General features: G+C 71.9%; 26 protein-coding genes, 1 tRNA gene and 1 pseudogene. 8 read left to right on the top strand and 20 right to left on the bottom strand.

The features are described 5' to 3' along the window. Nucleotides 1-67: 67 nt before the first annotated feature. Both BGO15_RS12535 and BGO15_RS12530 read left to right on the top strand, forming a co-directional pair. Nucleotides 68-1,222, top strand: coding sequence for an LLM class flavin-dependent oxidoreductase (locus BGO15_RS12535; protein ID WP_056206666.1), 1,155 nt, complete (start codon nt 68-70; stop codon nt 1,220-1,222). Further along, nucleotides 1,219-1,740 (top strand): GNAT family N-acetyltransferase, encoded by a 522-nt coding sequence (locus BGO15_RS12530; RefSeq protein WP_056206667.1) that lies wholly within the window; start codon nt 1,219-1,221, stop codon nt 1,738-1,740. Before BGO15_RS12535 ends, BGO15_RS12530 begins: the two co-directional genes overlap by 4 nt. 54 nt (nt 1,741-1,794) lie before the next feature. Here the strand turns inward: BGO15_RS12530 and BGO15_RS12525 are convergent, their stop codons facing one another. The 11 genes and pseudogenes from BGO15_RS12525 to BGO15_RS12475 form a co-directional block, all read right to left on the bottom strand. Continuing rightward, a complete protein-coding gene (locus tag BGO15_RS12525; RefSeq protein WP_235557395.1) occupies nt 1,795-2,880 on the bottom strand; it encodes an FAD-dependent oxidoreductase in 1,086 nt (361 codons plus the stop codon). After that, nucleotides 2,877-3,374: a GNAT family N-acetyltransferase gene (locus tag BGO15_RS12520; protein WP_056518970.1), complete on the bottom strand. Its 498-nt coding sequence runs from the start codon at nt 3,372-3,374 to the stop codon at nt 2,877-2,879. Before BGO15_RS12520 ends, BGO15_RS12525 begins: the two co-directional genes overlap by 4 nt. A 68-nt stretch (nt 3,375-3,442) precedes the next feature. Then, nucleotides 3,443-4,609 carry an LLM class flavin-dependent oxidoreductase gene (locus BGO15_RS12515; RefSeq protein WP_082483019.1) on the bottom strand — a complete coding sequence of 389 codons (1,167 nt, stop codon included), beginning with the start codon at nt 4,607-4,609 and terminating at the stop codon, nt 3,443-3,445. After that, on the bottom strand, nt 4,606-5,517 hold the full coding sequence (locus BGO15_RS12510; RefSeq protein ID WP_082483020.1) for a DUF1684 domain-containing protein: 912 nt from the start codon (nt 5,515-5,517) through the stop codon (nt 4,606-4,608). Before BGO15_RS12510 ends, BGO15_RS12515 begins: the two co-directional genes overlap by 4 nt. Nucleotides 5,518-5,545: 28 nt before the next feature. Further along, nucleotides 5,546-6,916 (bottom strand): annotated as a pseudogene (locus BGO15_RS12505) (NtaA/DmoA family FMN-dependent monooxygenase). Then, the gene (locus BGO15_RS12500) at nt 6,913-8,205 is read right to left on the bottom strand and encodes an LLM class flavin-dependent oxidoreductase (RefSeq protein ID WP_082486300.1); all 1,293 of its coding nucleotides are present in this window, start codon (nt 8,203-8,205) and stop codon (nt 6,913-6,915) included. Before BGO15_RS12500 ends, BGO15_RS12505 begins: the two are co-directional and overlap by 4 nt. Nucleotides 8,206-8,258: 53 nt before the next feature. Further along, on the bottom strand, nt 8,259-9,281 hold the full coding sequence (locus tag BGO15_RS12495) for an LLM class flavin-dependent oxidoreductase (RefSeq protein WP_056518972.1): 1,023 nt from the start codon (nt 9,279-9,281) through the stop codon (nt 8,259-8,261). Further along, the gene (locus BGO15_RS12490; RefSeq protein ID WP_056518975.1) at nt 9,278-10,891 is read right to left on the bottom strand and encodes an ABC transporter substrate-binding protein; all 1,614 of its coding nucleotides are present in this window, start codon (nt 10,889-10,891) and stop codon (nt 9,278-9,280) included. Before BGO15_RS12490 ends, BGO15_RS12495 begins: the two co-directional genes overlap by 4 nt. Nucleotides 10,892-10,958: 67 nt before the next feature. After that, nucleotides 10,959-12,596: a dipeptide ABC transporter ATP-binding protein gene (locus BGO15_RS12485; protein WP_056206679.1), complete on the bottom strand. Its 1,638-nt coding sequence runs from the start codon at nt 12,594-12,596 to the stop codon at nt 10,959-10,961. Beyond that, nucleotides 12,593-13,549, bottom strand: coding sequence for an ABC transporter permease (locus BGO15_RS12480; RefSeq protein ID WP_056518977.1), 957 nt, complete (start codon nt 13,547-13,549; stop codon nt 12,593-12,595). The genes BGO15_RS12485 and BGO15_RS12480 overlap by 4 nt, the downstream gene beginning before the upstream one ends. Continuing rightward, the gene (locus BGO15_RS12475) at nt 13,546-14,583 is read right to left on the bottom strand and encodes an ABC transporter permease (RefSeq protein ID WP_056206682.1); all 1,038 of its coding nucleotides are present in this window, start codon (nt 14,581-14,583) and stop codon (nt 13,546-13,548) included. Before BGO15_RS12475 ends, BGO15_RS12480 begins: the two co-directional genes overlap by 4 nt. 188 nt (nt 14,584-14,771) lie before the next feature. Here BGO15_RS12475 and BGO15_RS12470 point away from each other — a divergent pair, with 188 nt between their 5' ends. Both BGO15_RS12470 and BGO15_RS12465 read left to right on the top strand, forming a co-directional pair. Next, the gene (locus BGO15_RS12470; protein ID WP_056206684.1) at nt 14,772-15,833 is read left to right on the top strand and encodes an LLM class flavin-dependent oxidoreductase; all 1,062 of its coding nucleotides are present in this window, start codon (nt 14,772-14,774) and stop codon (nt 15,831-15,833) included. Continuing rightward, nucleotides 15,830-17,128 (top strand): NtaA/DmoA family FMN-dependent monooxygenase, encoded by a 1,299-nt coding sequence (locus tag BGO15_RS12465; RefSeq protein WP_056206686.1) that lies wholly within the window; start codon nt 15,830-15,832, stop codon nt 17,126-17,128. Before BGO15_RS12470 ends, BGO15_RS12465 begins: the two co-directional genes overlap by 4 nt. A 31-nt stretch (nt 17,129-17,159) precedes the next feature. Here BGO15_RS12465 and dcd read toward each other — a convergent pair whose 3' ends face one another. Continuing rightward, nucleotides 17,160-17,765, bottom strand: a complete 606-nt coding sequence (gene dcd / locus BGO15_RS12460) for a dCTP deaminase (protein WP_056206690.1) — start codon at nt 17,763-17,765, stop codon at nt 17,160-17,162. 79 nt (nt 17,766-17,844) lie between these two features. Here dcd and BGO15_RS12455 point away from each other — a divergent pair. From BGO15_RS12455 to BGO15_RS12445, 3 genes are all read left to right on the top strand, one after another. After that, nucleotides 17,845-17,918 (top strand) — tRNA-Gly (locus BGO15_RS12455). Between the two features lie 48 nt (nt 17,919-17,966). Beyond that, complete coding sequence (locus BGO15_RS12450) at nt 17,967-18,410, top strand: helix-turn-helix domain-containing protein (protein WP_268768687.1); 444 nt, start codon at nt 17,967-17,969, stop codon at nt 18,408-18,410. Next, nucleotides 18,407-18,763 (top strand): HepT-like ribonuclease domain-containing protein, encoded by a 357-nt coding sequence (locus BGO15_RS12445; protein WP_056206693.1) that lies wholly within the window; start codon nt 18,407-18,409, stop codon nt 18,761-18,763. The genes BGO15_RS12450 and BGO15_RS12445 overlap by 4 nt, the downstream gene beginning before the upstream one ends. A gap of 5 nt (nt 18,764-18,768) precedes the next feature. Here BGO15_RS12445 and BGO15_RS12440 read toward each other — a convergent pair whose 3' ends face one another. Continuing rightward, nucleotides 18,769-19,269 (bottom strand): hypothetical protein, encoded by a 501-nt coding sequence (locus BGO15_RS12440; protein ID WP_045245849.1) that lies wholly within the window; start codon nt 19,267-19,269, stop codon nt 18,769-18,771. A gap of 98 nt (nt 19,270-19,367) precedes the next feature. Between BGO15_RS12440 and BGO15_RS12435 the strand changes: the two genes are divergently transcribed. Beyond that, nucleotides 19,368-19,769 carry an SRPBCC family protein gene (locus BGO15_RS12435; RefSeq protein ID WP_056206695.1) on the top strand — a complete coding sequence of 134 codons (402 nt, stop codon included), beginning with the start codon at nt 19,368-19,370 and terminating at the stop codon, nt 19,767-19,769. Between the two features lie 94 nt (nt 19,770-19,863). Here BGO15_RS12435 and BGO15_RS12430 read toward each other — a convergent pair whose 3' ends face one another. The 7 genes from BGO15_RS12430 to BGO15_RS12400 all read right to left on the bottom strand — a co-directional run bounded on the left by BGO15_RS12430 (nt 19,864) and on the right by BGO15_RS12400 (nt 26,777). Continuing rightward, nucleotides 19,864-20,730 (bottom strand): phosphogluconate dehydrogenase C-terminal domain-containing protein, encoded by an 867-nt coding sequence (locus BGO15_RS12430; protein WP_045245845.1) that lies wholly within the window; start codon nt 20,728-20,730, stop codon nt 19,864-19,866. Beyond that, the gene (locus BGO15_RS12425) at nt 20,727-21,524 is read right to left on the bottom strand and encodes a sugar phosphate isomerase/epimerase family protein (RefSeq protein WP_171006112.1); all 798 of its coding nucleotides are present in this window, start codon (nt 21,522-21,524) and stop codon (nt 20,727-20,729) included. Before BGO15_RS12425 ends, BGO15_RS12430 begins: the two co-directional genes overlap by 4 nt. After that, entirely contained in the window at nt 21,524-22,294 is a 771-nt protein-coding gene (locus BGO15_RS12420; protein WP_056206701.1) for a triose-phosphate isomerase family protein, read from the bottom strand. Before BGO15_RS12420 ends, BGO15_RS12425 begins: the two co-directional genes overlap by 1 nt. Next, nucleotides 22,294-22,764, bottom strand: coding sequence for a ribose-5-phosphate isomerase (locus BGO15_RS12415; RefSeq protein WP_045245840.1), 471 nt, complete (start codon nt 22,762-22,764; stop codon nt 22,294-22,296). The genes BGO15_RS12420 and BGO15_RS12415 overlap by 1 nt, the downstream gene beginning before the upstream one ends. After that, complete coding sequence (locus tag BGO15_RS12410; RefSeq protein WP_056518978.1) at nt 22,757-24,490, bottom strand: dihydroxyacetone kinase family protein; 1,734 nt, start codon at nt 24,488-24,490, stop codon at nt 22,757-22,759. Before BGO15_RS12410 ends, BGO15_RS12415 begins: the two co-directional genes overlap by 8 nt. After that, a complete protein-coding gene (locus BGO15_RS12405) occupies nt 24,487-25,773 on the bottom strand; it encodes an MFS transporter (protein WP_171006119.1) in 1,287 nt (428 codons plus the stop codon). The genes BGO15_RS12410 and BGO15_RS12405 overlap by 4 nt, the downstream gene beginning before the upstream one ends. Before the next feature lie 266 nt (nt 25,774-26,039). Beyond that, nucleotides 26,040-26,777 carry a FadR/GntR family transcriptional regulator gene (locus BGO15_RS12400; protein WP_045245836.1) on the bottom strand — a complete coding sequence of 246 codons (738 nt, stop codon included), beginning with the start codon at nt 26,775-26,777 and terminating at the stop codon, nt 26,040-26,042. Nucleotides 26,778-26,972 lie beyond the last annotated feature (195 nt).

The raw sequence follows: 26,972 nt of genomic DNA, 5'->3' as shown, positions 1-26,972 counted from the left end.
GGGGACCTCGGTCCCCTCCCGCCTCCTCCCGTTTCCGACCCGCCACCGACCCGCGCAGGAGCAGACCGTGCCCGTTCCCCTCTCCATCCTCGATCTCTCCCCGTTCGGCACCGGCCAGACGCCGGCCGACGGCCTGCGGGCGAGCGTGCGCCTCGCCCAGCGCGCGGAAGCCCTCGGCTACGCGCGCTACTGGCTGGCTGAGCATCATCTCAACCCGGGCATCTCCGGCGCGCTCCCCCACGTGCTGCTTCCGCTCATCGCCCAGGCGACGGACCGTATCCGGGTGGGCACCGCCGCGACGATCATCGGCAACTACAGCCCTCTGCACGTCGCCGAGTCGGCCGGGCTGCTCGCCGCACTCTTCCCGGGTCGCGTCGATCTCGGCATCGGGCGCTCCGGGTCGACCAGCGCCGCCCAGACCCCCCACAGCTTCGCCGCGCTCACCGAGGGCGCGAAGGAGGACGTCACCGTCGACGGCCTGCTGATCCCGGCCGCCCCGGACTTCACCCTCGATCTGCAGCGCTTCGCGGTGCAGGCGCGCCTGCTGCGCCGCACCCCGGGTGACGCCGACCACTTCGAGCAGGACGTGCTCGACATCATCGCGCTCATCACGGGCGACTACGTCGCCCCGGAGGGCGTGCCGATCCACGCCACCCCCGCCGAGGGAACCGACGTGGACGTCTGGATCCACGGCAGCACGGCGGGCGCATCCGCCGCCCTCGCCGGCCGGCTCGGCCTGCCGTTCGGAGCGAACTACCATGTCGCCCCGACCTTCGTGCGCGAGGCCGTCGGCGCCTACCGCGACGCATTCCGGCCGGGACGCCTCGCCGAGCCGCGCGTCATCGTGTCGGTCGACGTGCTCGTCGCCGACAGCGAGGCCGAGGCGACGCGTCTCGCGGAGGGATATGCGCACTGGGTGCACTCCATCCGGGCCGGGCAGGGCGCGATCGTCTACCCCACGCCCGACGAGGCCAGCGCCCAGCCTCTGGATGCCGCCGCCCTCGCGGTCGTGCGCGACCGCCTCGCGACGCGGTTCGTCGGCACACCCGAACAGGTGGCGGAGCAGCTGGAGGCCCTGCAACGGGTGACGGGGGCCGATGAGCTGCTGATCACCACGATCACGCACGACCCGCGCGACCGCGAGCGCTCCGTCGAGCTGCTCGCCGAGACCTGGGGCCTCGCGGGTGCCCCGACACCGGCCACCGTTGGCGCGCACGCGTGACCGCGGCATCCGACTCACTCACCATTCGCGAGGCCAGACCCGATGAGTACGTCCGCGCCGGGGAGGCGACGGTCAGCGCGTACACGTCGGCCTACGGCGCGCTGACCGACGAGTACATCGCCTCACTGCGCGACGTGGCCGCGCGCGCCGACGGGGGTGAGGTGTGGCTCGCGCTCGACGGCGACGAGATCCTCGGGACGGTGTGGATGTCGCGGCCCGGCGAGGCCCTCTCGCATCTGGCCCGGCCCGGCGAGACCGACTTCCGGCAGCTGGCCGTGACACCCGCCGCCCAGCGCCGGGGCGTGGGGGCGGCCCTCGTTCACCACGTGATCGCCCAGGCTCGGGCGCGCGGCTCGCACCGGGTGGTCATGAACAGCGGCCCCGAGATGACAGGCGCCCACGCCCTCTACGCACGCCTCGGCTTCGTGCGGCTCCCCGAGCGCGAGCATCCCGTGGAGGTGCAGCCCGGCCGATTCATCGACCTGCTCGCGTTCGGCTACGACCTGACGCCGGCCTGAGCCCGACACGGCCCGCATTCGCGCGGTCCCCCGCGATATCGCCGCATGAGCATGTCAGCCGAGCTCGGCGAGATCGGCGAGGATGCGGCCGATCACCGGAGCGAACTTGAACCCGTGGCCGGAGAATCCCGCCCCCACCACCACACGATCGAACCGTTCGAGCACGAAACTCGCGTCGGGTGTCGACGTGTAGGTGCACGTCACCTCGCTGAACCGATCGGCGTCGACGCCCGGCAGCCACTCCCGGGCGTACCGTCGCAGCGCCTCGGTCAGCGACGGGTCGGGAACGAACGACCGCTCGTCGGGATCCACCACGGGGCCTGCTGCATGCCAACCGGCCTTGATACCGAGGCCCGGCGTCGCCATGCCGTACACCCCGGTTGGGAACCATCCCGTCTCCCCGGACGAATCGGCGATGTGGTTGAAGCCCGGCCAGGTCTCCTCGGCCGGCGCGATCGGCGCGAAGAACGCCGGCTGCTCCTGCGTCACCCGCAGCGGCGGCAGGGCGATCGACTCCGGGAGCAGTCCGCGGGTCCACGCACCCGCGGTGACGACGACGCGCTCCGCCGTCAGGGTGCGCTCACCCTCCTCGTCGCGCAGCACCACCGAGGCGCCGCGCTCATCGGCGCTCACCGACGCCACCCGGACTCCCTCGCGCACCTCGACCGCGGTCGCACGCGCCGCCGCGACGAAGCCGCGCACCGCGGCATCCGCATCGATGCGACCCGCTTCGGGCGTGTGCAGCACCGGCGTCTCGAAGCGGAACCCGGGCCACCGGCGCTGCGCCTCCCGCACATCGAGCAGGCGGGCGTCGAACCCGCCCGCGCGCACCGCGGTCGTGAGCGCCACGAGGTCGAGCCCGCTGCCGTGCGACACGATGCCGGTGCGGGTGATGAGCGGTGCACGCACCTCGTGCTCGAGAACGCGCCACAGCACCCGCGCTTCGCGCAGCCACGCGAGGTAGCCGGCATCGCCGTACGACACGTTGAAGTTGCGACTGGTGCCGTGCGACGCGCCCCGGTCGTGACCGACCCGGAACTGCTCGAGAAGGATCGTCGGGATGCCGCGTCGACCCAGCTGCCAGGCGGTGGCGGCGCCCATGACGCCCGCCCCCACGACGATCACACGCGCGTCGGTCACACCAACCTCTTCTCGTAGCAGCGGGAGAATTCGTACGCCGTGTACGGCGCGAAGATCGGGATCGGCGTGTAGCCGATGTGCTCGTAGAGCGCGATCGCCTCGGGCTGCCTATCGCGCGTCTGCAGGATCAGGCGGACGGCACCGGCATCGCGGCCGAGGCGTTCGAGCTCCGACATGAGGGCGCGCGAGGCCCCCGCCCCGCGCACGGCCGGGCCGATGTAGACCCGCTTCACCTCGACCTCGTCGCCGAGTCGGCGCAGTGCGGCGTGACCGACCGGCGTGCCGTCGGCGTCGTGCACGAGCACGGTGACGAGCAGGGTGGCGGGGTCGATCGCGAAGTCGGCCGGGTCGTCCTGGATGCCCGCGGCGGCGCGCGCCTCGAAGCGGTCGGCGTAGCGCGGACCGATCTCGGCATCCATCGCGTCGCGCAGCGCGGCGGCGCGTGGGTCATGCCAATCAACAGGGGTGATCGTCCAGGTCTGCGGTGCGCTCACCCGGACAGTCTGCCCGGCCCCGTACTCCTGACCTGGCGTGAGGGCAACGGTGGGTAACAGCGCCGGGGTCACAGGGTCGCCCCGGCGGTCGACGGCGCAGCACTCGCCGTCGCACCCACCGCCGGGACGACCTCTCCCGGCGTGCCCCATGCCGGGTTCTCCGGGACCGTCGCCCGACCCGCCCCGGGGTCGTCGTCGGTCCAGAGGTGTGTGGGGAACGAGCGGCGAAGCGCCGGGGCGACCTCGAGCGCGAATCGTTCCAGGATCTCCAGTTGCTGGGGGAAGGGGAGCGTCGTCGGCAGACTGATGGACTGCAGCGAGTGCCCGAGCCGGTCGTGGAAGCGTGCGATCTTGTCGATCACGTCGGCGGCCGTGCCGACGAGGGCGGGACCCTCGGCGACCGCGTGACGGATGTCGCGGAACGGGGTGTTGTTGCCGGGCACGTTGGTGGCCTGCACGATCGCCTCGTAGACGGGCCCGTACTGGGCGATCGCCTCCTCGCGGGTGTCGGCGATGAACAGCGCCCCGGCGCCGGCACCGACGAACGCGGTGCGCGGGTCGTGGCCGTGGCGGGCGTGTTCGCTGCGGTAGTGGTCGACGAGCACGCCGTAGTTCTCGAGCGGCTGGATGGCGTTGGCGCTGAACAGCGGGTCGCCGTGACGCGCCGCGAGGGAGGCGGAGAAGAGAGTGGTCGCCGACCCGTGCCATACCCTCGGTCGGCCGCCGTACGGTCGCGGCAGGGTCGTGACGTCGTTCAGCGGGCGTGTGAACGGCCCGCCGGGCCAGGTCACCGACTCCTGCTCCCAGAGCACGCGCAGCAGGGCGTACTTCTCCTCGAGCAGCTCCCACTGGTCGTCGAGCTCGAGGCCGAACAGCGGGAACTGGGCGGCTTCGTTGCCCTTGCCGATCACGAGGTCGAGTCGGCCTCGCGACAGCTGATCGATGGTCGCGTAGTCCTCGGCGACCCGCACCGGGTCGAGCACCGACAGCACGGTGACCCCGGTTGTGAGCCGCACGGTGCGGGTCGCCTGCGCGATCGCGGCGAGAACGACCGTCGGTGACGACGACAGGAACGGGCCCGCGTGCCGCTCGCCCACGCCGACGGCGTCGTAGCCGAGCTCCTCCGCCCGTACCGCGGCGATCACCGTCTGCTCGAGCCGTTCGGCCGGTGACACCTGGTGCCCCGACAGGGGGTCGGCGCGGTAGGGGATGATGTCGAGCAGCTGGGTTCTCATCGCGCGACCTCAGCAGGCGCAACCTCAGCAGGCGAGGCCTCGACGGGCGTGGCCTCGACGGGGGCGAGCTCGAGGCCGTGGGCGGTCACGTGACCGACCACGCGGGCCAGCGGCGTCTTCTCGCCGCCCTCGATGCCGACCGGCAGCCGGTTGCCGGTCGGTGGCAGCGGGCAGGTCGCGAAGTCGGTGTACGCGCACGGCAGGTTGACGGCCCGGTTGAAGTCGATCACCGTGCGGCCGTCGGCGTCGGGCGGGGGAACGGCGAGCGAGCGGCTCGCAGCGTACGTGGTGAGTCCGCTCGTTGCGTCGGTGAACAGCACGAGCAGGTCGTCGGTGCGTCCCGGGAACGCGATCAGCCGGAACTCCTCACCGCGCAGCGAGAACACCAGCTCGCCCGGGGCGTCGTACACGTGCTGGATGCCGTCGACGGCGGCATCGACCGTGATGGGCCGCGGTGCGTCGTACGCCTCGAAGCGGGCCTCCGCGCGCCAGCGCGTGTTCGGCACGTAGGTGGGGGTGCCGTGGTACCCGGCGAGGTAGGCCGCGTCGCGTCGACGAGGTCGAAGGATGTCGCGTCCCCCGCGCCGAGCGACCTCGATCACCCCGTCGGCGAAGCCGACGACGACCGAGGCCCGCTCGGCGATGGGCGCGAACCGGTGCCCGCCGGTGACCTCGCGCCCATCCACCGTGACGCTCTCGCCGGCGGCGAGGCGCACCTCGACCCCGTCAGGACCGGTCGTCCACGCCCCCGGCGCCCCCGCGGGCTGCACCGGCGTCTCGTCGAGCCAGTACAGGCCCGTCACGGCGAGGAACCCATCGTCGCTCGCGCGGCGTTCTTCGTGCGCACGATGCCAGCTCTCCCATTCCAGGGCGAAGGCGGCGCGGTCGAGGGCAGGGGCGGCGGTCATGAGAGTCCTTCGGGTGGAGGAGGTGGGGTCAGGCGACGGCGCTGCGCTCAGCGGCGCGGACGGGGACGGGCAGGCCGAGGTTGTCGCGCAGGGTGGTGCCCTCGTACTCCGTGCGCAGCGCGCCGCGCTCCTGCAGGATCGGCACGACGCGGTCGACGAACTCGTCGAGACCGGTCGGGGTGAGGTGCGAGCCGAGAACGACGCCGTCGGCGCCGCCGCCATCGACAAGCGCGAGCAGCTGGTCGGCGACCCGGTCGGGGGTGCCGGCGAAGGTCTCCACCCGCGACACCTCGCGGGCGAGGCCCCGCAGGGTGAGCGAGCGCTCCTCCGCAAGGGCTCGCCAGGTGCGCACCGTCTCGAAACGGTCCTGATAGAGGAATGCGCGACCCTGGATGAAGGTCGGCGCATCGGGATCCGGGTCGATGTCGGGCACCGGCCCGTCGATGTCGTAGTCGGAGAGATCCCGGTTCCACACCTGTTCGAAGATCACCCGGATGGTCCGTCCGGTGAGCTGCTGCTCGCGGATGTGAGCCGCCTTCTCCCGCGCCTGCGTCTCGGTGTCGGCGATCACGAACTCCGCTCCGGGCAGGATCTTCACGTCTCGAGGGTCGCGGCCGGCGCGGGCGGCACGCGCGCGGATGTCGGCGGCGAACGGCTGCGCCTCGGCGAGCCGGGAGAACGGCGAGAAGATCGCGTAGGCGTTGGCGGCGGCGAAGTCGCGGCCCTGCGGGGACACGCCCGCCTGCACCAGCACCGGCCGGCCCTGAGGGCTGCGCGGCACGGTGAAGCGCCCGCGAATGTCGAACTGGTTGCCGGTGACGTCGAACTCGCCCGCGCGGGCGTCGGCGAGGAACCGGCCCGCCCCCTTGTCGGCGACGATGGCGTGCTCTCCCTACGAGTCCCACAGGGCCCGCACCGCCGCCACGAATTCCTCGGCCCGCTCGTAGCGCTGGGCGTGCGGGAGGAACCCGCCGCGGCGGAAGTTCGCCCCCGTGAACGCGTCGAACGATGTCACGACGTTCCAGCCGGCGCGTCCGCCGGAGAGATGGTCGAGCGTGGCCACCTGCCGGGCGAGCTCGTACGGCTCGTTGAAGGTCGCGTTGAGCGTGCCGATGAGGCCGATGTGCTCGGTGACCGCGGCGAGCGCGGCCAGCACCGGCAGCGTGTCGGGGCGACCGGCGATGTCGTGGTCGAAGATGCGGCCGTCGCGCTCGCGCAGGGCGAGTCCCTCGGCGAGGAAGAAGTAGTCGAACCGGCCGCGCTCGGCCGTCTGCGCGACGTGACGGAACGACGAGAAGGCGATCTGGCTGCCGGCGTCGGGGTGCTCCCAGAGGGTCTGCTCGTTCACGCCGCCGACGTAGGCGGCGAGGATGATCGGGGTGCGCGTGGGGGTGGTCATCGGTCTGCTCCCGTCAGCGAGGGGGTGGCGTAGCGGCTGGGGACGGATGCCTCCAGCCCGAACCGTGCGCGCAGGGCCACGGCCTGGTCGTCGGCGGGGACGAGCACACCGCGAGCCGCGAGCAGCGGGACGAGGTCGGTGCCGATACGGGCCAGGTCGTCGGTGAGCACGGCGGGGCGCAGGCGCACGCCGTCGTAGCCGAGCTCGGCGAGCTGAGCGACGAGGTCGGCGATCTCGTCGGCGGAGCCGGCGACGATGCGGGTGTCGGAGGTCAGCGGGCGGCCCGCGGCATCCAGTCTCTCCAGACGTGCCGCGGCCGTCTCGTCGGGGCCGTCGAGCAGCACGAGGATGTCGGCGACGACCCGCAGCGGCTCGCCGACCCGCTCGACCTGTGCGGCCGCGTCGGCGACCTCGTCGAGGATGCGGCGGGCGTGGTCGAGGTCGGCGGGCGTGACGAACACGACGTCCGCGGATCCGGCGGCGAACCGGTAGGGAACGGCGGCGTGGGCGAGGGCCGCGACGACCGGCTGCCCCTGCGGCGAGCGCGGCGTGATCGATGGGCCGCGCACGCTCAGGCGCTCGCCGACGTAGTCGATGGTGTGCACCTTGTCGGCGTCGAGGAAGCGGTCGGTCGCGGCATCCCGGATCTCGGCGTCGTCCTCCCAGCTGTCCCAGAGGCGGCGCACGACCTCGACGGATTCGCCCGCGTCGCCGAAGATGTCGACGATGAAGGCCTCGACCTCGGGCGAGTGCAGCCCGCCCTCGAGCGACGGCACGGAGCGGCGGCCGACGTGCGCGGCCTCGTCGGGGCGTCCCGACACCTTCGGCTGCCAGCCGGCGCGGCCATCGCTGATGTGGTCGAGGGTGGCGACGGCCTTCGAGACGTGGAACGGCTCGGTGTAGGTGGTCGTCACCGTCGGGATGAGTCCGATGGTGCGGGTGAGCGGGGCCACGCGCGAGGCGATCAGGAGGGCGTCGAGACGACCGCGCACCTCGTCGGTGCGCTCGTCCGGCACGTTGTACTGCGCCGACTGCAGCGCCAGCGAGTCCTCGATCGTCACGTAGTGGATGCCGCCGGCTTCGGCGGTGCGCACGAGGTCGACCCAGTAGTCGGGGGTGAACAGCTCGTCGGGGCGTGCGCTCGGCTCGCGCCAGGCGGCGGGGTGCCAGCCGGCGCCGTCGAGGGCGACGCCGAGGGTGAAGGGTCGGCTCATGGAGCGCTCCTCGGTGGTGGTCGTGCCACGAGCCTCGTCGCCGCCCACCGGGTCGGCGACGAGGGGTGTCAACATGGGTCACGCGCCGTCATGCGGGGTAACCGGACGCCCGGTCACCCCGCACGTCATCACGCGGCGACGGTCTCCCGGGCGGATGCCGCCACCCACCCGAGATGCGGCAGCACGTGCTCGACGATGTCGCCCAGGACCTGCCGATACTCGTCCGAGGTGAACGCGTACGGCAGGGCGACCCTCAGCTCGGTGAGGCCGTCGAACGCTGGGTCGGCGGCGAGGCGCTCGGCGATCTGCTCGCCGGTGCCGATGAGGTCGCGCCCGAAGCGTGTGCCCCGCGGGCCGACGGCCGCCTGCGTTCGCTCGTCACGCGCCGCGGCGTAGCCGGTGTAGTGGGCGCGCTGCTCGTCGGTCGTCGAGTCGAGCGGCAGGATGACCCGCTCGACCCCGACGGCCGCCCCGCTGCCGGCGAACTCCTGGTAGTAGAGGTCGATGTGCGCGCGCTGCGCGGACTCGAACGAGTCGTGCCCGTCGCCGTCGGCGAGATTGCCGAGCAGCAGCTTCAGACCGCGGCGGGCGGTCCAGCGCACCGAGCGCTCCGATCCTCCGCCGAGCCACACCCGCGAGCGCAGACCCTCGACGTGCGGCTGCACGCGCGGCGACTGGGTGCCGTAGGGTGTGGCGACGTCCTCGCCGAGCACGTTGCCCTCGAGCGCGGTGAGGAATCGCTCGATGAGCTCGTACGGGTCGGTCGTCGACGCCGCGTCGGGCCGGGCGAGGTCGGCGAGCAGGTCGGCGTGCGGCGCCGACGTGCTCACCCCCACGTTGACCCGCCCGCGGGACAGTGCGTCGACGGTCGCGAAGTCCTCGGCGAGGCGGAACGGCGTCTCGTACCCGAGGGGCACGACGTCGGTCTCGAGCCGGATGCGCAAGGTGCGCTGCGACGCCGCGGCGAGGAACGGGAGCGCGGAGGAGATTCCGCGCTCCACGTGCCGCTGCCGCACACCCGCGACCTGGTACCCGGCCTGCTCGCCGAACTCCACCAGGTCGAGCACCTCGGCCAGCCCGGTGGCCGGGTCGTGCTCGGGGTAGTTGCCCGCGAGGATGAACCCGGCCCGGCCGATGATCGGTTCGCTCACGACGAGGCCTTCCACGCGCCGACGAGACTGTCGAGGCGAGAGTCGGCGCCGAGGGTGACCCCGTGCACGGCGGTCTGCGTGCCGATGATCGACGTGAGCTCGTGCACCGGCACCTGGTAGTACTGCGTGGCGATGCGGTCCTGGATCTGCCCGATGATGGCCGTGCGCTTGGCCGCGTCGCCGGCGGCGAGCTGGGCCTGCAGCAGGTTCTCGAGGTCGGCGTCGGCGATGTTGTACTTCGAGGTGGCGGCCGAGAACGTCGTGCGCAGCACGTCGCCGTCCGCGCGCGAGAGGTTGCCCCACTGGATGTCCCAGGTGCCGGCGGTCTGGGCGGCGAGGAACTCGGGAACGGTCGAACCGGTGAGGGTGACCTCGATGCCGACGGCCTTCAGCTGCTGCTGGATGAGCTCGAGGGAGGTCTTGTTCGGACCGAAGTTGGTGATCCAGATGAGCGACAGCGACAGGCGCTGACCGTTCTTGGTGCGGATGCCGTCAGACCCGACGGTCCAGCCGTCGTCGTCGAGGAGCTTCTTCGCCCCGGCCTGGTCGTATCCGAAGTGGGCGCTCTCATCGACCCAGCCGGGGGTGTTCTTGGCGAGCACGCTGGTGCCGACATTGAAGAGGTCGTTGAGCGCGGTGTCGCGCACCTGCTGCTTGTCGACGGCCTCGGCGATCGCCTGGCGCACCGCGATGTCCGCGGTAATGGAGTGCCCGAGGTTGAAGGAGAGCCCGAAGCTGACACCCGGGTTGCCGCGGTCGACGAGGCTGAGCCCCGCGGAGGTCAGGGCCGCGACATCCGTCGGCTGCACGCTGCCGATCGCGTCGAACTGCTGCGACTCGAGCCCGCCGGTGCGCACGCTCGCCTCGGGGACGATCTGGAACGTGACGGTGTCGAGGTGGGCGGCGCCGGAGTTGCCGAGGGAGGCCGGCCCCCATGCGTAGCCGGTGCGCTTCTTCAGCACCGTTGAGACGTTCTTCGTGTACGAGGCGAGGGTGAAGGGTCCGGTGCCGACGACGGCCTTGCCGTCTGCGCGGGAGTCGTACAGTGTCTGCGTGGTCGCGGGTGACACGATGCCGAGGCCGACCGAGGTGGTCGCCTGCGGGAACGCGGCGTTGGGCTTCGAGAAGTCGACGCGCACGGTGTGGTCGTCGACGACGGTGGTGTCCTTGTAGCCGACGAAGCTGGAGGCCGATCCGCTCTTGGCCCCCGCGGCGACGATGTCGTCGAAGGTGTCCTTGACGGCGGTGGCCGTCAGCGGCGTGCCGTCGGAGAACGTGACGTCGTTGCGCAGGGTGAGGGTGAACTGGGTGGCGTCGTCGCTGGCGGTGTAGCCGGTCGCGAGCCACGGCTGCAGCTCGTCGGTCTGCGGGTTCTGGTAGAGCAGCGAGTCGACGAGCTGGCGGGTGACATACCAGGTGTCGTTACCCGACCCGATGCCCGACGGGTTGAGGGAGATCGGGTCGTTGGCGACCGCGAAGGTGAGCGCGCCGCCGTCGACGGGCTGGGCGCTGGCGGTCGACGCGGGGGTCGACGTGCCGGCACACGCCGACAGGGCGAGCGCCGCCGCGAGCGCGGCGGCGACGGGCAGGATGACTCTGCGCAGTGACATGGTGGGTGCTCCTCGGTGAAGGGGTGTGGGAACGGATGCCGCGGGTCGGTCGACGCACGGCGGGGGGTCAGTGGGACGTGCGGACGCGCCCGGGGATCGCGTTGATCAACGCTCGGGTGTACTCGTGGCGGGGGTCGCCGAGCACGTCGGCGGCGGTTCCGCTCTCGACGACGCGTCCGCCGCGCATCACCGCGACGCGGTGGGCGATGCGACGCACGACGGCGAGGTCGTGGGAGATGAACAGGTAGGCGAGGCCGAGGTCGGACTGAAGGTCGGCCAGCAGGGTGAGGATCTGGTCCTGGATCGACACGTCCAACGCCGACACCGGTTCGTCGAGCACGACGAGCTCGGGGTGCACGGCGAGGGCGCGGGCGATCGCGACGCGCTGCCGTTGGCCCCCGGACAGCTCGGCGGGTTTGCGGTCGAGGGCGGACGCAGGCAGGGCGACACGATCGACGAGCTCGACGGCGCGGCGGCGCCGTGAGGCCCGGTCGCCGATGCGGAACGCGGCGAGCGGGTCGGCGATGTTCTGCGCCACCGTGAGGCGGGGGTTGAGGGCGGCATAGGGGTTCTGCTGCACGAGCTGCACCCGCCGGCGGATGCCACGCAGGGCCGCACTGCCGAGGCGGGTGACGTCGGCGTCGCCGTAGGCGATGGTGCCCGCAGTGGGCTCGTCGAGGCGCAGCACGAGGCGGGCGGTGGTGGTCTTCCCCGACCCCGACTCCCCCACGAGCGCGAGGGTCTCGCCGGCGGCGATCACGACATCCACGCCGTCGACGGCCCGGAACCGTCCGCCGCCCTGCGCGCGGGGGCGCGGGAACTCCTTGACGAGGCCGCGCGCCACGACGAGCGGCGCACCCGGCGCGGCGGCGGTCGTGGGCGGCGCCGCGGGGGCCGCGGCATCCGACCAGACGGCGTCGAGACTCGGCGCCGCGGCGATCAGGCGCTTCGTGTACGGATGCCGCGGGTCGCCGAGCACCTCGTCGGGAGTGCCGCTCTCGACGATCTCGCCGTCGGTCATCACGAGGATGCGGTCGGCGCGGTCGGCGGCGACGCCCAGATCGTGGGTGACGAGCACGAGGCTCGTGCCCGCCTCGCGCTTCAGGGTGTCGAGATGATCGAGGATCTGCCGTTGCACGGTCACGTCGAGGGCGCTGGTGGGCTCGTCGGCGAGGATGAGCGCCGGTCCCGCGACGATCGCGAGCGCGATGAGCACGCGCTGGCGGAGTCCGCCGGAGAGCTCGTGCGGGTACTGGGCGGCGCGCAACTCGGGGTCCGCGATGCCGGCGCGGCCGAGCGCGACGATCGCCTGGCGACGGGCCTCGTCGCGGTCGGCCAGCCCGTGGATGCGCAGCACCTCGGCGATCTGCGTGCCGACGCGCACGACCGGGTTGAGGCTGACCACCGGGTCCTGCGGCACGAGGCCGACGGCGCGGCCGCGCACGGCGCGCAACGCGCGGTCGTCGGCGGCGAGCAGGTCGGTGCCGTCGAGCAGCACCCGCCCGGCGGTCACGCGCCCGCCCCGGGAGAGCAGCCGCAGCAGGGCGTGCACGGTGGTCGACTTGCCCGACCCCGACTCGCCGACGATCGCGAGGGTCTCGCCGCGGGCGAGGGTGAACGAGACGTCGCGCACGGCGACGACCGGCCCGCGGCGGGTGGTGTACTCGACGCGCAGGCCGTCGACCTGCAGCAGCGCGGCGGTCATCCCCACCCCTCCCCGTCCCGGTCGAGCGCTCGCGAGACGCGGTTCGCCGCGAGCACGGTGAGGGCGATCACGAGGCCGGGGAGCGTCGTCAGCCACCAGGAGGTGCGTAGGAAGTCGCGGCCGTCGGAGACGAGCGAGCCCCATTCGGGGGTCGGTGGCTGCGCCCCGTAACCGAGGAAGCCGAGCGCCGAGACGGCGAGGATCGCGCCGCCGAACTCGAGCACCGCGAGCACGAGCACCGGGCCGACCGAGTTCGGCAGCACGTGGCGCAGCAGCACGCGCAGCCGGGTGTTGCCGGATGCCCCGGCCGCCTCGATGAACGGAGCCGACCGCACCCGGATCACCTCGGCGCGCATGATGCGCGAGACGGCCGCGATCGAGGCGACACCGACGGCGATGGCGACGTTGATGGTGCCGAACCCGAGCGCGGCGATGATCGCGAGAGAGAGCAGCAGGCTCGGGATCGCGAGCAGCACGTCGGCGATGCGCATGATCACGCTGTCGACCCAGCCGCCGAGGAAGCCGGCGACGAGGCCGAGCAGCGCACCGATGACGAGGCCGACGAGCACGGCCGCGGACGCCGCCGAGATGGTGAGCCCGGTGCCGTGCACGACGCGGGTGAACAGGTCGCGGCCGATCTGGTCGGTGCCGAACAGGTGCGCGAGGCTCGGACCCTGCAGCTTGTCGGCGGGAGCGGCGAGCAGCGGGTCACCCGGTGCGAGAAGCGCGGGCACGAGAGCCGACACGATCACCAGGACGAGCCAGACGACGCTGACCACGAGCAGCGGCTGCTCACGCACGGCGACCAGCAGGCTGCGGGTGCGGGAGGGGGCATCCGTCGCTCCGCCGGCGCGCTCGCGCACGGCGTCGTCGAAGCGGTCGGCGGCGGTGTCGGCGAACCCGTCGCCGACGGCCGCGGGCGAGGACGTGACGAGGGCGGTGACCTCGCTCATCGGGCACCTCCGGCGAGGACGGGGGGCGCGTCGACCGGCGCGGACGCACCGGAGGAGGGCGCGGGCGGCTCCGACGACGCCCGCGCCCTGGCAGCGGCCCGTCGCACGACGACCGAGATGCGCGGGTCGAGCACGGGGTAGAGCAGATCGACGAAAAGGTTCGCGATGACGAACGCCGCCGCCGCGAACAGTACGACGCCGAGCACGACCGGGAGGTCCTGCTGCTCGACCGCCGCCGCGGTCACGCGGCCGATCCCGGGGCGTCCGAACACGGTCTCGGTGACGACGGTGCCCGCGAGGAGCTGCCCGACGATGAGACCGGTGATCGTGAACGCCGGCAGTGACGCGTTGCGCAGGGCGTGCCGCAGGTGCACCCGCGAGCGGCTCGCGCCCTTGGCGCGGGCCGTGCCGATGAACGGCTCTCCGAGGGTCGCGCTGAGGCTCTTGGCGAGCAGCTGGGAGATGTTCGCGCCGGCCGGCACCGCCAGCACGATCGCCGGCAGCGCCGCCGCCGCGAGCGTGCGGTCGCCGACGGCGGGGAAGATCGGGATCTGGAACGAGAACCACTGGATGAGGAGCAGGCCGAGCCAGAACGACGGCACCGCGACACCGAGCGGCGGCATGGCGAGCAGGAGCGAGCGCAGCCACGCGATGCGGAACCAGGTCGCCCCGACGGCGACGGCAGTGCCCACGATCACCGCGATCACGAGCGCGAGCGCGGCGATCTGCAGGGTCGGGGGGATGGCCTCGCCGACGACCTGGGCGACCGGACGCCCCGAGGTGATCGACGTGCCGAGGTCGCCGTGCAGCAGCGCGCCGAGCTTGTCGAGGTACTGCTGCCAGAGGGGCTTGTCGAGACCGAACTGGTGGCGCAACTGGTCGAGCTGCGCCTCGGTCACATCGGTCGCGTCCGCGCCGGCGAGGATCTTCACCGGGTCGGAGGGCAGGGCGAACAGCAGCAGGAACGCCACCGTGTACGCGGCCCACAGCACGAGGACGGCTTGCGCCAGCCGTCCGAGGATGTAGCGAGTCATGGCATCGCCTCCGTCGTGGCGACATGGGGCTGCCGCCGAGGTGCGATCCTGCGACGGCGTGCCCGTGCCCCGCGGACCCACCCGTCATCCGCTGTCGCTCACCGTCACGCGAGGTCACACGCCGGTCCGTGTTTCCCACGGTGACGCGTCGTATTGGCGGCGGGGCCGCGGCACCCGAGGGTGGCACCATGAGTCAGCACCTGCCGCTCGGCGTGCGCCTGTCCGGCGCCGCCGCGACGCCCCGTCACGATCAGCCGGCCGCCCGCGTCACGTGGTGGCGCGACGCCGTGCAGCGCCTCGACCGGGGTGGCGCGACGCTGGTGACGATCGACGACGCACTCGGCCCCGACCCCGAGGCGCCCGACGCCGTGCGGCCCGACGCGCTGCTGCTCGCGTCGTACCTCGCCCCGCTGACCTCGCGCATCGCCCTGCTTCCGACGGTGACGACGACCCACACCGAGCCGTTCCATGTGGCGACCGCACTGCAGACGCTCGACTTCGCCTCACGCGGCCGCGCCGGCTGGGTGGTCGCCGTCTCCCCGCTCGACGCGCACGCCGCGCAGTTCGGGCGTCGCACCCTGCCGACCGACGCCGCCGTGCGCGCCGACGACCTGTGGGACGAGGCGGGCGACGTCGTCGAGACCGCCCGCGCCCTGTGGGACAGCTGGCAGGACGACGCGATCATCCGGGATGCCGCCTCCGGCCGCTTCCTCGACCGTGACCGCCTGCACTACGTCGACGTCGAGACGAGCCGCTTCTCGGTGAAGGGCCCGTCGATCGTGCCGCGGTCGCCGCAGGGCCAGCCGCTCGTCGCGGTCGATGTCGTCGACGCGCACACCCGCCGGATCGCCGCCCACCACGCCGACCTGGCGTTCGTCGACGCCGCGCTGCTCGACGAGGTGGCCGGGGTGCGCGCCGAGGCTGCGGCATCCGATCGTGACGAGGCGCTGCGCGTGTGGGTCGACCTCGAGGTGCTGATCGAGGCGGACCCGCAGCTCGCACGCCGCGCGGCCGACCGTCTCGGCCTCGCGCCGGCGTTCGTCGGCACGGCCGACGGCGTGCGGGAGCGGCTCGCCGAGCTCTCCGCGGCCGGCGCCGACGGCGTGCGGCTGGTGCCGGCGCGGCTGCCCGCCGACCTCGACGCGATCCTGTCCGACGTGCTGCCCGACACCGTCGGCGCGCCTGCCACGGCTCGGGCGGCCCTCGGTCTCGCCCGCCCCGCCAACCGCTTCGAGAAGGTGCTCGCATGACCGCCGAACCCCGCCGCCAGATCCATCTCGCGGCGCACTTCCCGGGCGTCAACGCGACGACCGTCTGGTCCGACCCGCTGCATCGCAGCCAGATCGAGTTCTCGGCGTTCGAGCATTTCGCGCGCACCGCCGAGCGCGGCCGCTTCGACTACCTTTTCCTCGCCGAGGGGCTGCGCCTGCGGGAGCAGAAGGGCGTCATCCACGAGTACGACGTGGCCGGTCGGCCCGCGACGCTCGCGGTGCTCGCCGCCCTCGCCGCCGTCACCGAGCACATCGGCCTCGTCGGCACGCTGAGCGCCACGTTCAACGAGCCGTATGAGCTGGCACGCCAGCTCGCGACGCTCGATCTCGTGTCCGACGGCCGCGCCGGCTGGAACGTCGTGACCACCAACGACGCGTTCCACGGCGCGAACTTCCGTCGCGGCGCGTTTCTCGACCACGCCGACCGCTACGTGCGCGCGGCGGAGTTCATCGACCTCGCCTCGCAGCTGTGGCGGGCATGGCCACAGGGCGCGGATGCCCCGCAGCCGGTGGCGTTCCACGGCTCGCAGTTCGATGTGCAGGCGCTGCCGACGCTGCCGGGCAGCCGGCAGGGCCGCCCGCTGATCGTGCAGGCGGGCGACTCCGACGAGGGTCGCCAGTTCGCGGCCGAGAACGCCGACGTGATCTTCTCGCGGCACACCGGGTTCGACGAGGCCCGGGCGTTCTACGACGACGTGAAGCGGCGGCTCGGCCCGCTCGGCCGCGCCGAGGACGACCTCAAGATCCTGCCGGCGGCGACCGTGATCCTCGGCGACACCGCCGAGGAGGCCGCCGAGCGCGCCCGGGTCGTCTCGCGCGCACAGATCACGCCGCCGACCGCGATCGCGTTCCTCGAGCAGGTGTGGGGAACCGATCTGTCAGGCCTCGACCCCGACGGTCCGCTGCCGGCGTTCGATCCCGACCCCGAGTCGACGGTGTTCGCCGGCCGGGTGCGGTTCGTCGCCGACCCGGTGGCGACCGCGCGCGAGTGGCGCGCCCTCGCCGAGGCCGAGAACCTCAGCGCCCGTGACCTGGCGGTGCGCTTCCTCGGGCGGCAGTCGTTCGTCGGCACGCCAGAGACCGTCGCCGACGCCATCGACCACGCCGTGCAGCAACGCGCCACCGACGGCTTCGTGGTCGTCGGCACCACGTCTCCGCACGGTCTCGACGAGTTCGTCGAGCGGGTCATCCCGCTGCTGCAGGACCGCGGCTCCTACCGCTCCGAGTACCCCGAGCGCGCGACGCTGCGAGAACTGCTCGACGTCGGAGCGTGACGGATGCCGCGGCCCCGAGGCGCGGCATCCGTCACCGCCCGGGCGACCCGGCGTCGGTGATGCTGACGTCGGTGCGGTGGAAGTTCTGGAACGACCGCGACGCGGTCGGGCCGCGCTGGCCCTGGTAGCGGTTGCCGTACGGGCCGGAGCCGTAGGGGTTCTCGGCCGGCGACGACAGGCGGAAGAAGCACAGCTGGCCGATCTTCATGCCCGGCCACAGCTTGATGGGCAGCGTCGCGACGTTCGAGAGCTCGAGGGTCACGTGCCCGGTGAAGCCGGGGTCGATGAAGCCGGCGGTCGAATGGGTGAGCAGGCCGAGGCGTCCGAGCGACGACTTGCCCTCGAGGCGGGCCGCGATGTCGTCGGGCAGGGTGACGCGCTCGAACGTCGACCCGAGCGCGAACTCGCCCGGGTGCAGGATGAACGGCTCGTCGGGGGCGACCTCGATGAGACGGGTCAGCTCGGGCTGATCGACCGCCGGATCGATGAACGGGTACTTGTGGTTGTCGAACAGCCGGAAGTAGCGGTCGAGGCGCACGTCGACGCTCGACGGCTGCACCATCGAGGCATCCGAGGGCTCCAGGCCGATGCGGGCGGAGTCGAGTTCAGACCGGATGTCGCGATCGGAGAGCAGCACGCGATCAGCGTAGCCGCCGGGCGCGGTTGCTATGCTGGCGAGGCGCCGTCAGGCGTCATCCCGGCGGTCACGCCGCCTCGGGGCTGTAGTTCAATGGCAGAACTTCTGCTTCCCAAGCAGACAGCGCGGGTTCGATTCCCGTCAGCCCCTCCACCTTCTACACCTATATCGCCCGCGATAACTCTCGGGTACCCTGGCGCCGTGGACATCAGGGCGCAACGGGAAGCGGCGGGCATGAGTCAGTCGCAGCTCGCTCTGGCCTCCCAGGTCTCGCAACCCAACCTCTCGGCCTACGAGAACGGTCGTCGTTCGCCCAGTGGCGCCGTCGTCGAACGCATTCGCACAGCACTCGCCGCGACGGCCTCCGAGCGCGTCGCTCGCCACCGCGACGAGATCCTGAGGCTCCTCCCCGCGTACCACGCGACGACCCCGCGGCTCTTCGGTTCCGTCGCCCGCGGCAGCGCCCACGGGGCATCCGATGTCGATCTGCTCGTCGACTTCACCGACGAGGCCACGCTGCTCGACGAGGTCGGTTTGCGCATCGCCCTCACCGACCTCCTGCAGGTGGAGGTCGACGTCGTTGGGGCGGATGCGTTGCACGGCGATATCCGCGAGCGCATTCTGCGCGAGGCAGTCGCGCTGTGACCGCGCGCGATGCGCAGAAGGCGCATGATGCCGCACGACGGGTGGTGGCGGTGTGTGACGTGCTCGCTGAGATCGTGGCGGGCGGGCAAGACGCCTTCGTCGCAGACCTGCGTGCGCAATGGGCAGCAGAGATGGGTCTCATCCGCATCGGCGAGGCCATCGGACGCATCCCACCTGCTATTCGCGAGCGGTTCGACGGGCAGCCATGGCGGCAGATCATCGACATGCGCAACTTTGCCGCGCATCAGTACGACGATCTCGATCCACGCCGCGTCTGGCGCACTCTCGTGCGCGACATCCCGGCGCTCCGGGCTTACCTCATTGAGGTGCTGATCGCGGGTGTCGTCGACTGACGCCCTCACCCGTGCGCGAGCAGCTGCAGTCCGGCGGTCAGCACACCGAGCAGGGCCTCCGCGCCCAGGGCGACGAGCCGCTGCCACCAGGCGAGGCGCAGCCTGCGGATCGCGAGGTACCCGATCACGACCAGGGCGAGCAGCAGAGCGGCGGCGGCCGCGACCAGCGCGGTGAACGTGGGCCATGCCCCGAGCGCGGCCACGAGCAGAAGCACCGCCGGAAGCGCCACCGCACCGAGCGCACCGAAGCTGGTGGCCGCGGCGCTGCGCAGCTCGCGCGCGCTCATCAGCCGCTCGTGCACGACGAGGTGGGAGATGACGTCGGCGGTGAACACGGCGAAGATCGTTCCGAGCACGGTGACGAGCAGCGTCACGAGCGCGTTCAGTGCGTCGTGTTCGCCGTGGCTCGCGAGCGTGACGACGACGGCGAGCGCCGCGAAGGTGACGTAGATGCGCTCCTTGAGGGCGCGGGCGCGTTCGTCACGGGATGCGTCGTGGTCGCTCATGCGCCGACGATATCGCCGCCGCGGCGAACGACCTACCGGCTCTCCCCGGCGCCGCGCAAGGGCGGCTCGTGCACAGGCTGTGCGGGCATGATCGAGGAATGACCTTCCCGGTGCGTCACATCTCCCAGACCATCGATCGCGACCCGGCGATCGTCGCCGAGTTCGCGGGCACCTACGAGAATCTGCCGCGGTGGGCGGCGGGCCTCAGCAGCGGGGTGTGTCAGCACGGCGGCCGGTGGCGCACCGACTCGCCCATGGGCGAGGTCGAGGTGGTCTTCACCGCCCCTGTCGAGCTCGGCATCCTCGATCACGACGTCGTCTTCCCCGATGGCACGATCGTGCAGAACTCGCTGCGGGTGCTGCGCAACGCCGACGGCGCCGAGATCGTCTTCACCCTGTTCCAGCACCCGGGCGTGAGCGACGAGGCGTTCGAGGCCGACGCGACGGCGGTGGCCGCCGACCTCGCGCGCCTTCGCGAGCTGCTCGAGGGCGACGTCTGACGCGGCCGCGGAGGCCGCGGCATCCACTCTCTCCCGCGCCGGGAGACGTCGCATCCCCCGACGCCGAGGCGGCCGGGGGATGCGACGTGCGGGGTCAGCGCTCGATGTGGTCGAGGTGCAGCATGCGCGACAGGTTCTTGTCGAGCTCGTCGTCCTGGAAGATCTTCTTCCAGTCGTCCTTGATGATCGACTCGCGGCCGTAGTCCATCGCGATCAGGCACGCGTCGCTGAACGGGTTGTCGCCGCGCAGGCCGTTGGCGAGGGCCACCTGGGTGTGGCCGTACAGGATGCTGCGGGCCGCCGCCTCGGGCACGCCCATGGTGTGCACGGCCTCGTGCAGCGACTCGTTCAGCAGCGCCCCGATCATGCAGGCGATCGTCTCGACGAGGGTCGGCTCGAGCTGGGCGAGCTGCTTGATCGTCACGTAGTGCACGTCGATGACGGGCGCGTAGATGGCGCGCACGGTCGCGTCGAGGATCGCCTTCTTGGCCGGGTCGTCCGACTCGATCGCGGCGATGGCGTCCTGCGGGGCGGCGATGCCGCCGAACGTGTCGGCCCACTCCTCGGGGGTCTGACGCTGCAGGAAGATCGACGGGTGGCAGGGGTGGGCGACCGCGCGGATGACCTCGGCGCGGTCGGTCAGCAGGCCCGCGTAGGCGGCGGCCGGGTCGAGGGTGAGGGCGATCGAGCCCTCCTTCATCAGCGGCACGAGCTGCGCGGTCACCGACTGCAGGGCAAGGTCGGGCACGGCGTACACGACGATGTCGGCATCGGCCACGGCCTCGGCCGCGTCGGTGAGGGTGCGGCCCGCGTCGAGGGTGCGCTGCTGACCGGCGGGCGAGTTCTCGACGTACCAGACGGTGTGGTCGGTCTTCACGAGGTTGTTGGACACACGCATGCCCATCTTCCCGCCGGCCCCGATGACCGCGATCTTGTACGTGTCGGTCGCAGTGGTGCTCATAGTGTGCTCCTCAGATAGTCGAGTGTGGTGCGGGTCCAGTCCCGCTCGGTGCGGGTCGTCGACTCCTCGTCGCCCTGCCAGGGCAGCCAGTGTTCGACGATCTCGTTGATGCCGCGCTCCCGCGGACGTACCGCGCGCAGCAGGTCGGGGTAGTTGTGCAGGCCCTCGCCCATGCGCGCGCCCGAGTAGGTGAAGCCCACCCAGCCGTCCTGGCGCGCGAACGCGAAGTCCTTCACGTGCACGTTCACGACGTGCGGGGCGGCGACCGCGATGCAGTCGCCGGGGGTCTCGAGGCGGGCGACGACGTTCGCCGGGTCGAGGCAGACGCCGATCACGGGGCTCTCGGCGCCCTCGACGACGGCGACGAGGTCGCGGGTCGCGACCTGCTCGTACGTCTCGAGCGCGAGCGTGACTCCGGCGGACTCGTACTCGGGAAGGGTCTCCCCGAGCCACGCGATGGCCTGGGCGGTCGAGTCGGGCCGTGTCGTCGGCGAGTAGAGCATGCTGCGCACGAGCGTCGCGCCGAACAGGTCGGCGAGGTGCAGGTAGCGTCGCAGCGTCGCGGCGTCGACGCCCTTGGTGCCGAGCTCGATGGTGAGTCCGAGGTCGCGAGCGGATGCCGCGGCATCCGCCACGCGCGCGTCGTCCCAGGTGTCCAGCGGCGCGTAGTCGCAGATCTGGAACAGGTCGACGCCCGACTCCGTCGTGGCGACGAACGCCTCCTCGAGGGTCATCGGGCGGCTCACCCGGTCGGAGAGCTGCCAGAAGAACGCATAGGTGCTGAGGCCGAACATCACGCCCCCCGTCGGGCGGTCGCGAGAGCGGATGCCTCGTCGAGCACGGCCTCGAGCGCGGCCGGGTCGTGTGCGAAACGGCCGAGGAAGAGTCCGTCGACGCCGTCGCCGAGCCGGGCGAGGAGGCCGGGGCCGGCAGACCCGCCGTAGATCACCCGCGAGCCGGCGCGGCCGGGGAGCGACGCGAGCGCCTCGCGCAGCGCGGCGATCACCGTCACGATGTGCGCATCCGGGGCGGGCGCGGGGGCGCCGATCGCCCACACCGGCTCGTACGCGGCGATCACCGGTCCGTCGGGGGCGTCGGCGAGGTCGGTGTGCAGCTGGGCGACAGTGGCGCGGGCGGCGGAGGCGGCATCCGTCTCGATCGTCTCCCCGATGCACAGCACCGGGGTCACGCCGTGGGCGAGCGCGGCGGCGGCCTTCGCGGCCACCACGTCGTCGGTCTCCCCGAACAGCCGACGGCGTTCGGCGTGGCCGATCTCGGCGAGCGAGACGCCCGAGTCGGCCAGCTCGGCCGCGTTGATCTCCCCCGTGTACGCGCCGACGCCGTAGGCGGAGACATCCTGCGCGCCGATCGCGACGGGAGTGCCCGCGAGCGCAGCCCGCGCGTCGGCGATCTGCAGGTAGGTGGGGATGACGAACACGTCGACCGCGCCGGCCTGCACGGCGTCGTGACGCGCCACGCGCGCCGCGACGTCGGCGAACCAGTCGCGCGCCTGCTGCCTGCCGAAGTAGGCCTTCAGGCTCACCCCCACCGTGACCGTGCTCATCAGCAGGAGCCGGTGGTCTCGTACTGTCCGATGACGGCGACCTTCTCGGCCGACGCGCTGGTCTCGTCGAAGCGGTACGTGAGCCACTCCTTGACGAGACGGCGGGCGAGCTCGATGCCGACGACGCGCTGGCCCATCGTGAGCACCTGCGCGTTGTTCGAGAGCACCCCGCGCTCGACCGAGAACGAGTCGTGCGCGGTCACGGCACGGATGCCGGCGACCTTGTTCGCCGCGATCGCCACACCGAGACCGGTGCCGCAGATGAGCAGCGCACGGTCGGCCTCGCCGCGGGCGACGAGCTCCGCGGCCTGCACGGCGACCTTCGGGTACGCGGTGTGCCCGTCTGCGTCCACGCCCACATCGACCACCGACGCGACGCCGTCGTTGTTCTCGAGATCGCGCTTGAGGATCTCCTTGTAGTCGAATCCGGCGTCGTCGGATCCGACGACGATGCGCAGCGGCTCAGGCATGGGCTTTCCTTTCGATGCGGTCGGCCAGGAGTGCGCCGACGGAGGTCGCGATGAGCGCGAGCGAGATCGCGCCCGGGTCGGGGGTGCCGACGCTGTTCATGCCGTGCGTGCGGGCACGGCCCATGCGCGGCAGCAGGTCGGCGGTCGCCTCGGCGGCGGCGGCGGCGGATGCCGCGGCCACCTGCCAGGCGTCGACGAAGTCGTCTCCGGCGGCGATGCGCGCCGTGAGGGTCTCGGTCAGCGGCAGGAGCGCGTCGACGAGCGTCTTGTCGCCGATCTCGGCCTTGCCGTAGTCGGTCACGCCCTTCGCGCCGGCGGCGACGCCCGCGGCGACCGCGGCCGCCTCCGGACGTCCGGTGTCGCCGAGCGACCCGGCGATCGCGGTGAGGATGACGCCCCAGAGCGCGCCCGAGGTGCCGCCGGCCTTGTCCGACCAGCCGTCGGCGGCCTGCGCGAGCACCGTTCCGGCGCCGGCGCCCGCCTGGGCTGCCGCACGACCCGCGGCGAGGGCGGCGTGGGAGCCGCGCTGCATGCCGATGCCGTGGTCGCCGTCTCCGGCGATCGCGTCGATGCGGCCGAGCTCGTCGACGTTCTGGTCGATCGTGGCGACGATCGTCTCGAGCACCGCGACGACGGTCTCGGCGAGAGCCACAGACTCGGCGTCGCCGGGGGTCAGCACGACCTCCGCGACAGGCGCCTCGTCCGGGGCATCCGACAGCTCGACCGCGCCGACCGAGCCGCGTCGGTAGGCGGGCGTGTCGACCGGCGTCTCCCACAGGTCGGCGAGCTCGTCGTCGAGCCAGTACAGGGTGAGCGAGAGCCCCGCCATGTCGAAGCTCGTGCAGTACTCGCCCACGTGGGCGTCGATGACGGTGAGTCCGGCTGCCTCGAGCAGTGCCGAGATGCGCCCGTAGACGACGAACATCTCCTCGTACTTCACCGAGCCGAGGCCGTTGAGAATGGGGATGACGCGCCCGTCGGCGCCGTCCGGCACCTCGGCGAGCAGGCGCTCGACGAGAAGGGCGGCGAGCTCGTCGGCCGAGGGGATGTCGACCACGTCGATGCCGGGCTCGCCGTGGATGCCGAGGCCGACCGCCATCTTCCCCTCGGGGACGGTGAACAGCGGCTCGGGGGCACCCGGCAGCGTGCAGCCGGTGAAGGCGACGCCGAACGAACGGGTGCGGTCGTTCGCGAGCCGCGCCACGCGGGCGACCTCGGCGAGCGGGTAGCCCGCCGCCGAGGCCGCACCGGCGGCACGGAACACGGTGAGGTCTCCGGCGATGCCGCGGCGCTTGTGGCGCTCGGCGAGCGGGGCGCTCGCGACATCGTCGGTGACGGTGACGGTCTCGCAGGCGATGCCTTCGGCGCGCAGCCGCTCCTGGGCGGCGTCGAAGTTGAGCACATCGCCGGCGTAGTTGCCGTAGGAGAGGAACACCCCGCCGCCGTTGTCGGCGGCTCGGGCGACCGAGAGCACCTGCTGCGTCGAAGGTGACGCGAACAGGTTGCCCATGGCCGCACCGTGCGCGAGTCCGGGTCCGACGAGACCTCCGAAGGCGGGGTAGTGGCCCGAGCCGCCGCCCACGACGAGAGCGACCTGGCCCTCGGGGGAGACGGCGCGGCGCACGACGCCACCGGAGATCTTCCGCACGTAGCGGGGATGGGCGGCGACGAAGCCGTCGACCATCTCGTCGGCGAACTCGGCAGGGGTGTTCCAGAGGCGGGTCATCGCGCGTTCTCCTCCACGGCGTCGGTCTGCGGCGCGACGGCTGCCGTGGCGCGCAGCTTCGCGTCACGACGCGCGAGCGAGACGACGAGCACGGCCGAGAGCAGCATGAAGACGCCGACGAGGATCATCGGGACCTGGTAGCCGCCCGTCCAGTCGTGCACCGCACCGGTGATGTACGGCGCGCTGAAGCCCGCGATGTTGCCGATCGTGTTGATGAGCGCGACACCGGCGGCGGCTGCGGCCCCCGTGAGGAAGCGCGTCGGCAGCGTCCAGAAGTTCGGCAGCGCGGCGAAGATCGACATGGCCGTGAGGCCGATGACGGCGATCGTCGCAGCGGGCGAGCCGGCGTAGAGCGCGAGCGGGATGGTGACGGCGCCGACGACCGCGGGGATCGCGATGTGCCACGTCTTCACGCCGCGCTTCGAGGCGTCGCGCGACCAGAAGTACATCGCGATGGCGGCCGGCACGTACGGGATCGCCGTGATGAGTCCGGTCTGGAAGACGTCGAACTTCGTGCCCGCGGCATCCTGGAAACCCTTGATGATCGTCGGCAGGAAGAACGCCAGCGCGTACAGGCCGTAGATGAAGCCGAAGTAGACGAGCGAGAGCACCCACACGCGACCCGACTTGAAGGCGAACTTCACCGAGGTGTGCTTGGCGGCGGCGCCGGTCTCGGCCTTCTCCGCGTCGAGGGCCGTCGTCAGCCACGACTGCTCGTCGCGGGTCAGCCACTTCGCTTCGGTGGGCTTGTCCTTCAGGTAGAACCAGGCGATGACACCGACGACGATCGCGGGGATCGCGACGCCCAAGTACATGAAGCGCCAGCCCTCGAGGCCGAAGAAGACCCCGTGCTGCTGGATGAGCGCACCGGCGAGCGGCGCACCGATGACGGTGGTCAGCGGCTGGGCGAGGTAGAAGAGCATCAGGATGCGGCTGCGGTAGGCGGCCGGAACCCACATGCTCAGGAAGAGGATCGCTCCGGGGAAGAAGCCCGCCTCGGCGACACCGAGGAGGAAGCGCAGCGCGACGAGCTGCTCGAAGTTCTGCACCCACGTGAACAGGAGCGCCACGATGCCCCAGCTGACCATGATGCGGGCGAGCCAGCGGCGCGCTCCGAAGCGGTGCAGGGCGAGGTTCGAGGGCACCTCGAGGATGATGTATCCGATGAAGAAGACGCCCGAGGCGAAACCGAACTGAGCGGCGCTGAGCGCCAGGTCGGTGTTCATGCCGTTGGGGGCGGCGAACCCGATCGCGGTGCGATCGAGGTAGTTGATGAAGAACATCAGCGCGACGAACGGTACGAGGCGCACTGCCACCTTGCGGATGGCTGACCGGGCGATCGGGTTCGCCTCGGTGGTGGGTCGTGTGTCCACATTGACTCCTGGCAAATCAGCGTTGATCTGTGACTGCTGTCACGGTTGGACAGTTTGGCAAACCGGTTGACCAATTGCAAGACGGAATTTCCGGATGCCTCGGATCACTCCGCGACGACGGCATGCCGACGCGACCCCTCCGGCCGGCGAGGAGAGGCATCGCGGGCATCTCGCCGCTATCGGGTGATCTCGGCCTTGAGGCGATGCGTGGCGGTCGCCATGTGGTCGGCCATCGCCGCCGCAGCCCCGTTCTCATCGCCACGGGCGACCGCGGCGAGAACGGCCGCGTGCTCCTCGATGGCGGTCGCGACGCTGTCGTCGTCGTGCACGGCACGATTCGCATACACGTGCAGCAGCGAGCGCACGACGTGCAGCAGGTCGATGAGGGTCGCGTTGTCGGCCGATTCGGCCAGCGCCTGGTGGAACTTTCGATCGGCCACCGCGAATGCGGCGTAGTCGTCGCGGGCCGCGCGCATCTCGTCGAGATGCCCCTGAACCCGCGAGATTGCGGCGTTCTCCGCCCGGGATGCCGCCAGTCGGGCGACGTACGTCTCGAGCCCGGAACGCAGCTCGAGCAGCTCGACGGTGTTGTGCTCGCTGATCAGCAGGCCCCAGCGGAGGGTCTGCGGCAGCAGCTCGCTCGCCGCGCCGCGGAGGTACGTTCCCGACCCCGGACGCACGTCGACGATGCCGAGGATCTCGAGCGCCGCGAGCGCCTCACGCACCGCGGACCGCCCGACCCCGAGGGTCGCGGCGAGCTGACGCTCGGGAGGGAGTCGGGTGCCGGGGGCGACCTGCCCGCCCGTGAACAGATCGAGGAGGCGCCGGGCGACCTCGGTCACGGGGGTTCCCGTCGGCAGCGCGACCAGCGAGGCGGCGATGTCCTCGGCACGATCGGACGGGTAGGCGGGCATGCAGACACGATACCGGGGAGAGGCGGACTTGAAATTGGTCAACCGGTTTGTCAATAATGTTCGCGGTGTCCGCCCGGGACATCCGACGACAGTGCCGTCACGATGCGGAGGACGAAGTGGCCATTCTTGCCTGGGATGAGTTGGATCAGCGTGCGGTGGATGCGGCGCGGGTGTTGGCGGCGGATGCGGTGGAGA

The organism is Microbacterium sp. 71-23, assembly GCF_001897265.1.
Taxonomy (GTDB): domain Bacteria; phylum Actinomycetota; class Actinomycetes; order Actinomycetales; family Microbacteriaceae; genus Microbacterium; species Microbacterium ginsengisoli.
This window is presented reverse-complemented; position numbering and strand designations above follow the sequence as displayed.

Excerpts from the sequence above, each read along its gene's own strand:
- BGO15_RS12400 (WP_045245836.1), bottom strand. The coding sequence starts at position 26,777 with ATGCCCGCCTACCCGTCCGATCGTGCCGAGGACATCGCCGCCTCGCTG.
- BGO15_RS12405 (WP_171006119.1), bottom strand. The coding sequence starts at position 25,773 with ATGTTCTTCATCAACTACCTCGATCGCACCGCGATCGGGTTCGCCGCC.
- BGO15_RS12465 (WP_056206686.1), top strand. The coding sequence starts at position 15,830 with ATGACCGCCGAACCCCGCCGCCAGATCCATCTCGCGGCGCACTTCCCG.
- BGO15_RS12430 (WP_045245845.1), bottom strand. The coding sequence starts at position 20,730 with ATGAGCACCACTGCGACCGACACGTACAAGATCGCGGTCATCGGGGCC.
- BGO15_RS12425 (WP_171006112.1), bottom strand. The coding sequence starts at position 21,524 with ATGTTCGGCCTCAGCACCTATGCGTTCTTCTGGCAGCTCTCCGACCGG.
- BGO15_RS12490 (WP_056518975.1), bottom strand. The coding sequence starts at position 10,891 with ATGTCACTGCGCAGAGTCATCCTGCCCGTCGCCGCCGCGCTCGCGGCG.
- BGO15_RS12485 (WP_056206679.1), bottom strand. The coding sequence starts at position 12,596 with ATGACCGCCGCGCTGCTGCAGGTCGACGGCCTGCGCGTCGAGTACACC.
- BGO15_RS12480 (WP_056518977.1), bottom strand. The coding sequence starts at position 13,549 with ATGAGCGAGGTCACCGCCCTCGTCACGTCCTCGCCCGCGGCCGTCGGC.
- BGO15_RS12475 (WP_056206682.1), bottom strand. The coding sequence starts at position 14,583 with ATGACTCGCTACATCCTCGGACGGCTGGCGCAAGCCGTCCTCGTGCTG.
- BGO15_RS12500 (WP_082486300.1), bottom strand. The coding sequence starts at position 8,205 with ATGTTGACACCCCTCGTCGCCGACCCGGTGGGCGGCGACGAGGCTCGT.
- BGO15_RS12420 (WP_056206701.1), bottom strand. The coding sequence starts at position 22,294 with ATGAGCACGGTCACGGTGGGGGTGAGCCTGAAGGCCTACTTCGGCAGG.
- BGO15_RS12435 (WP_056206695.1), top strand. The coding sequence starts at position 19,368 with ATGACCTTCCCGGTGCGTCACATCTCCCAGACCATCGATCGCGACCCG.
- BGO15_RS12415 (WP_045245840.1), bottom strand. The coding sequence starts at position 22,764 with ATGCCTGAGCCGCTGCGCATCGTCGTCGGATCCGACGACGCCGGATTC.
- BGO15_RS12410 (WP_056518978.1), bottom strand. The coding sequence starts at position 24,490 with ATGACCCGCCTCTGGAACACCCCTGCCGAGTTCGCCGACGAGATGGTC.
- BGO15_RS12510 (WP_082483020.1), bottom strand. The coding sequence starts at position 5,517 with ATGACCGCCGCCCCTGCCCTCGACCGCGCCGCCTTCGCCCTGGAATGG.
- BGO15_RS12515 (WP_082483019.1), bottom strand. The coding sequence starts at position 4,609 with ATGAGAACCCAGCTGCTCGACATCATCCCCTACCGCGCCGACCCCCTG.
- BGO15_RS12470 (WP_056206684.1), top strand. The coding sequence starts at position 14,772 with ATGAGTCAGCACCTGCCGCTCGGCGTGCGCCTGTCCGGCGCCGCCGCG.
- BGO15_RS12440 (WP_045245849.1), bottom strand. The coding sequence starts at position 19,269 with ATGAGCGACCACGACGCATCCCGTGACGAACGCGCCCGCGCCCTCAAG.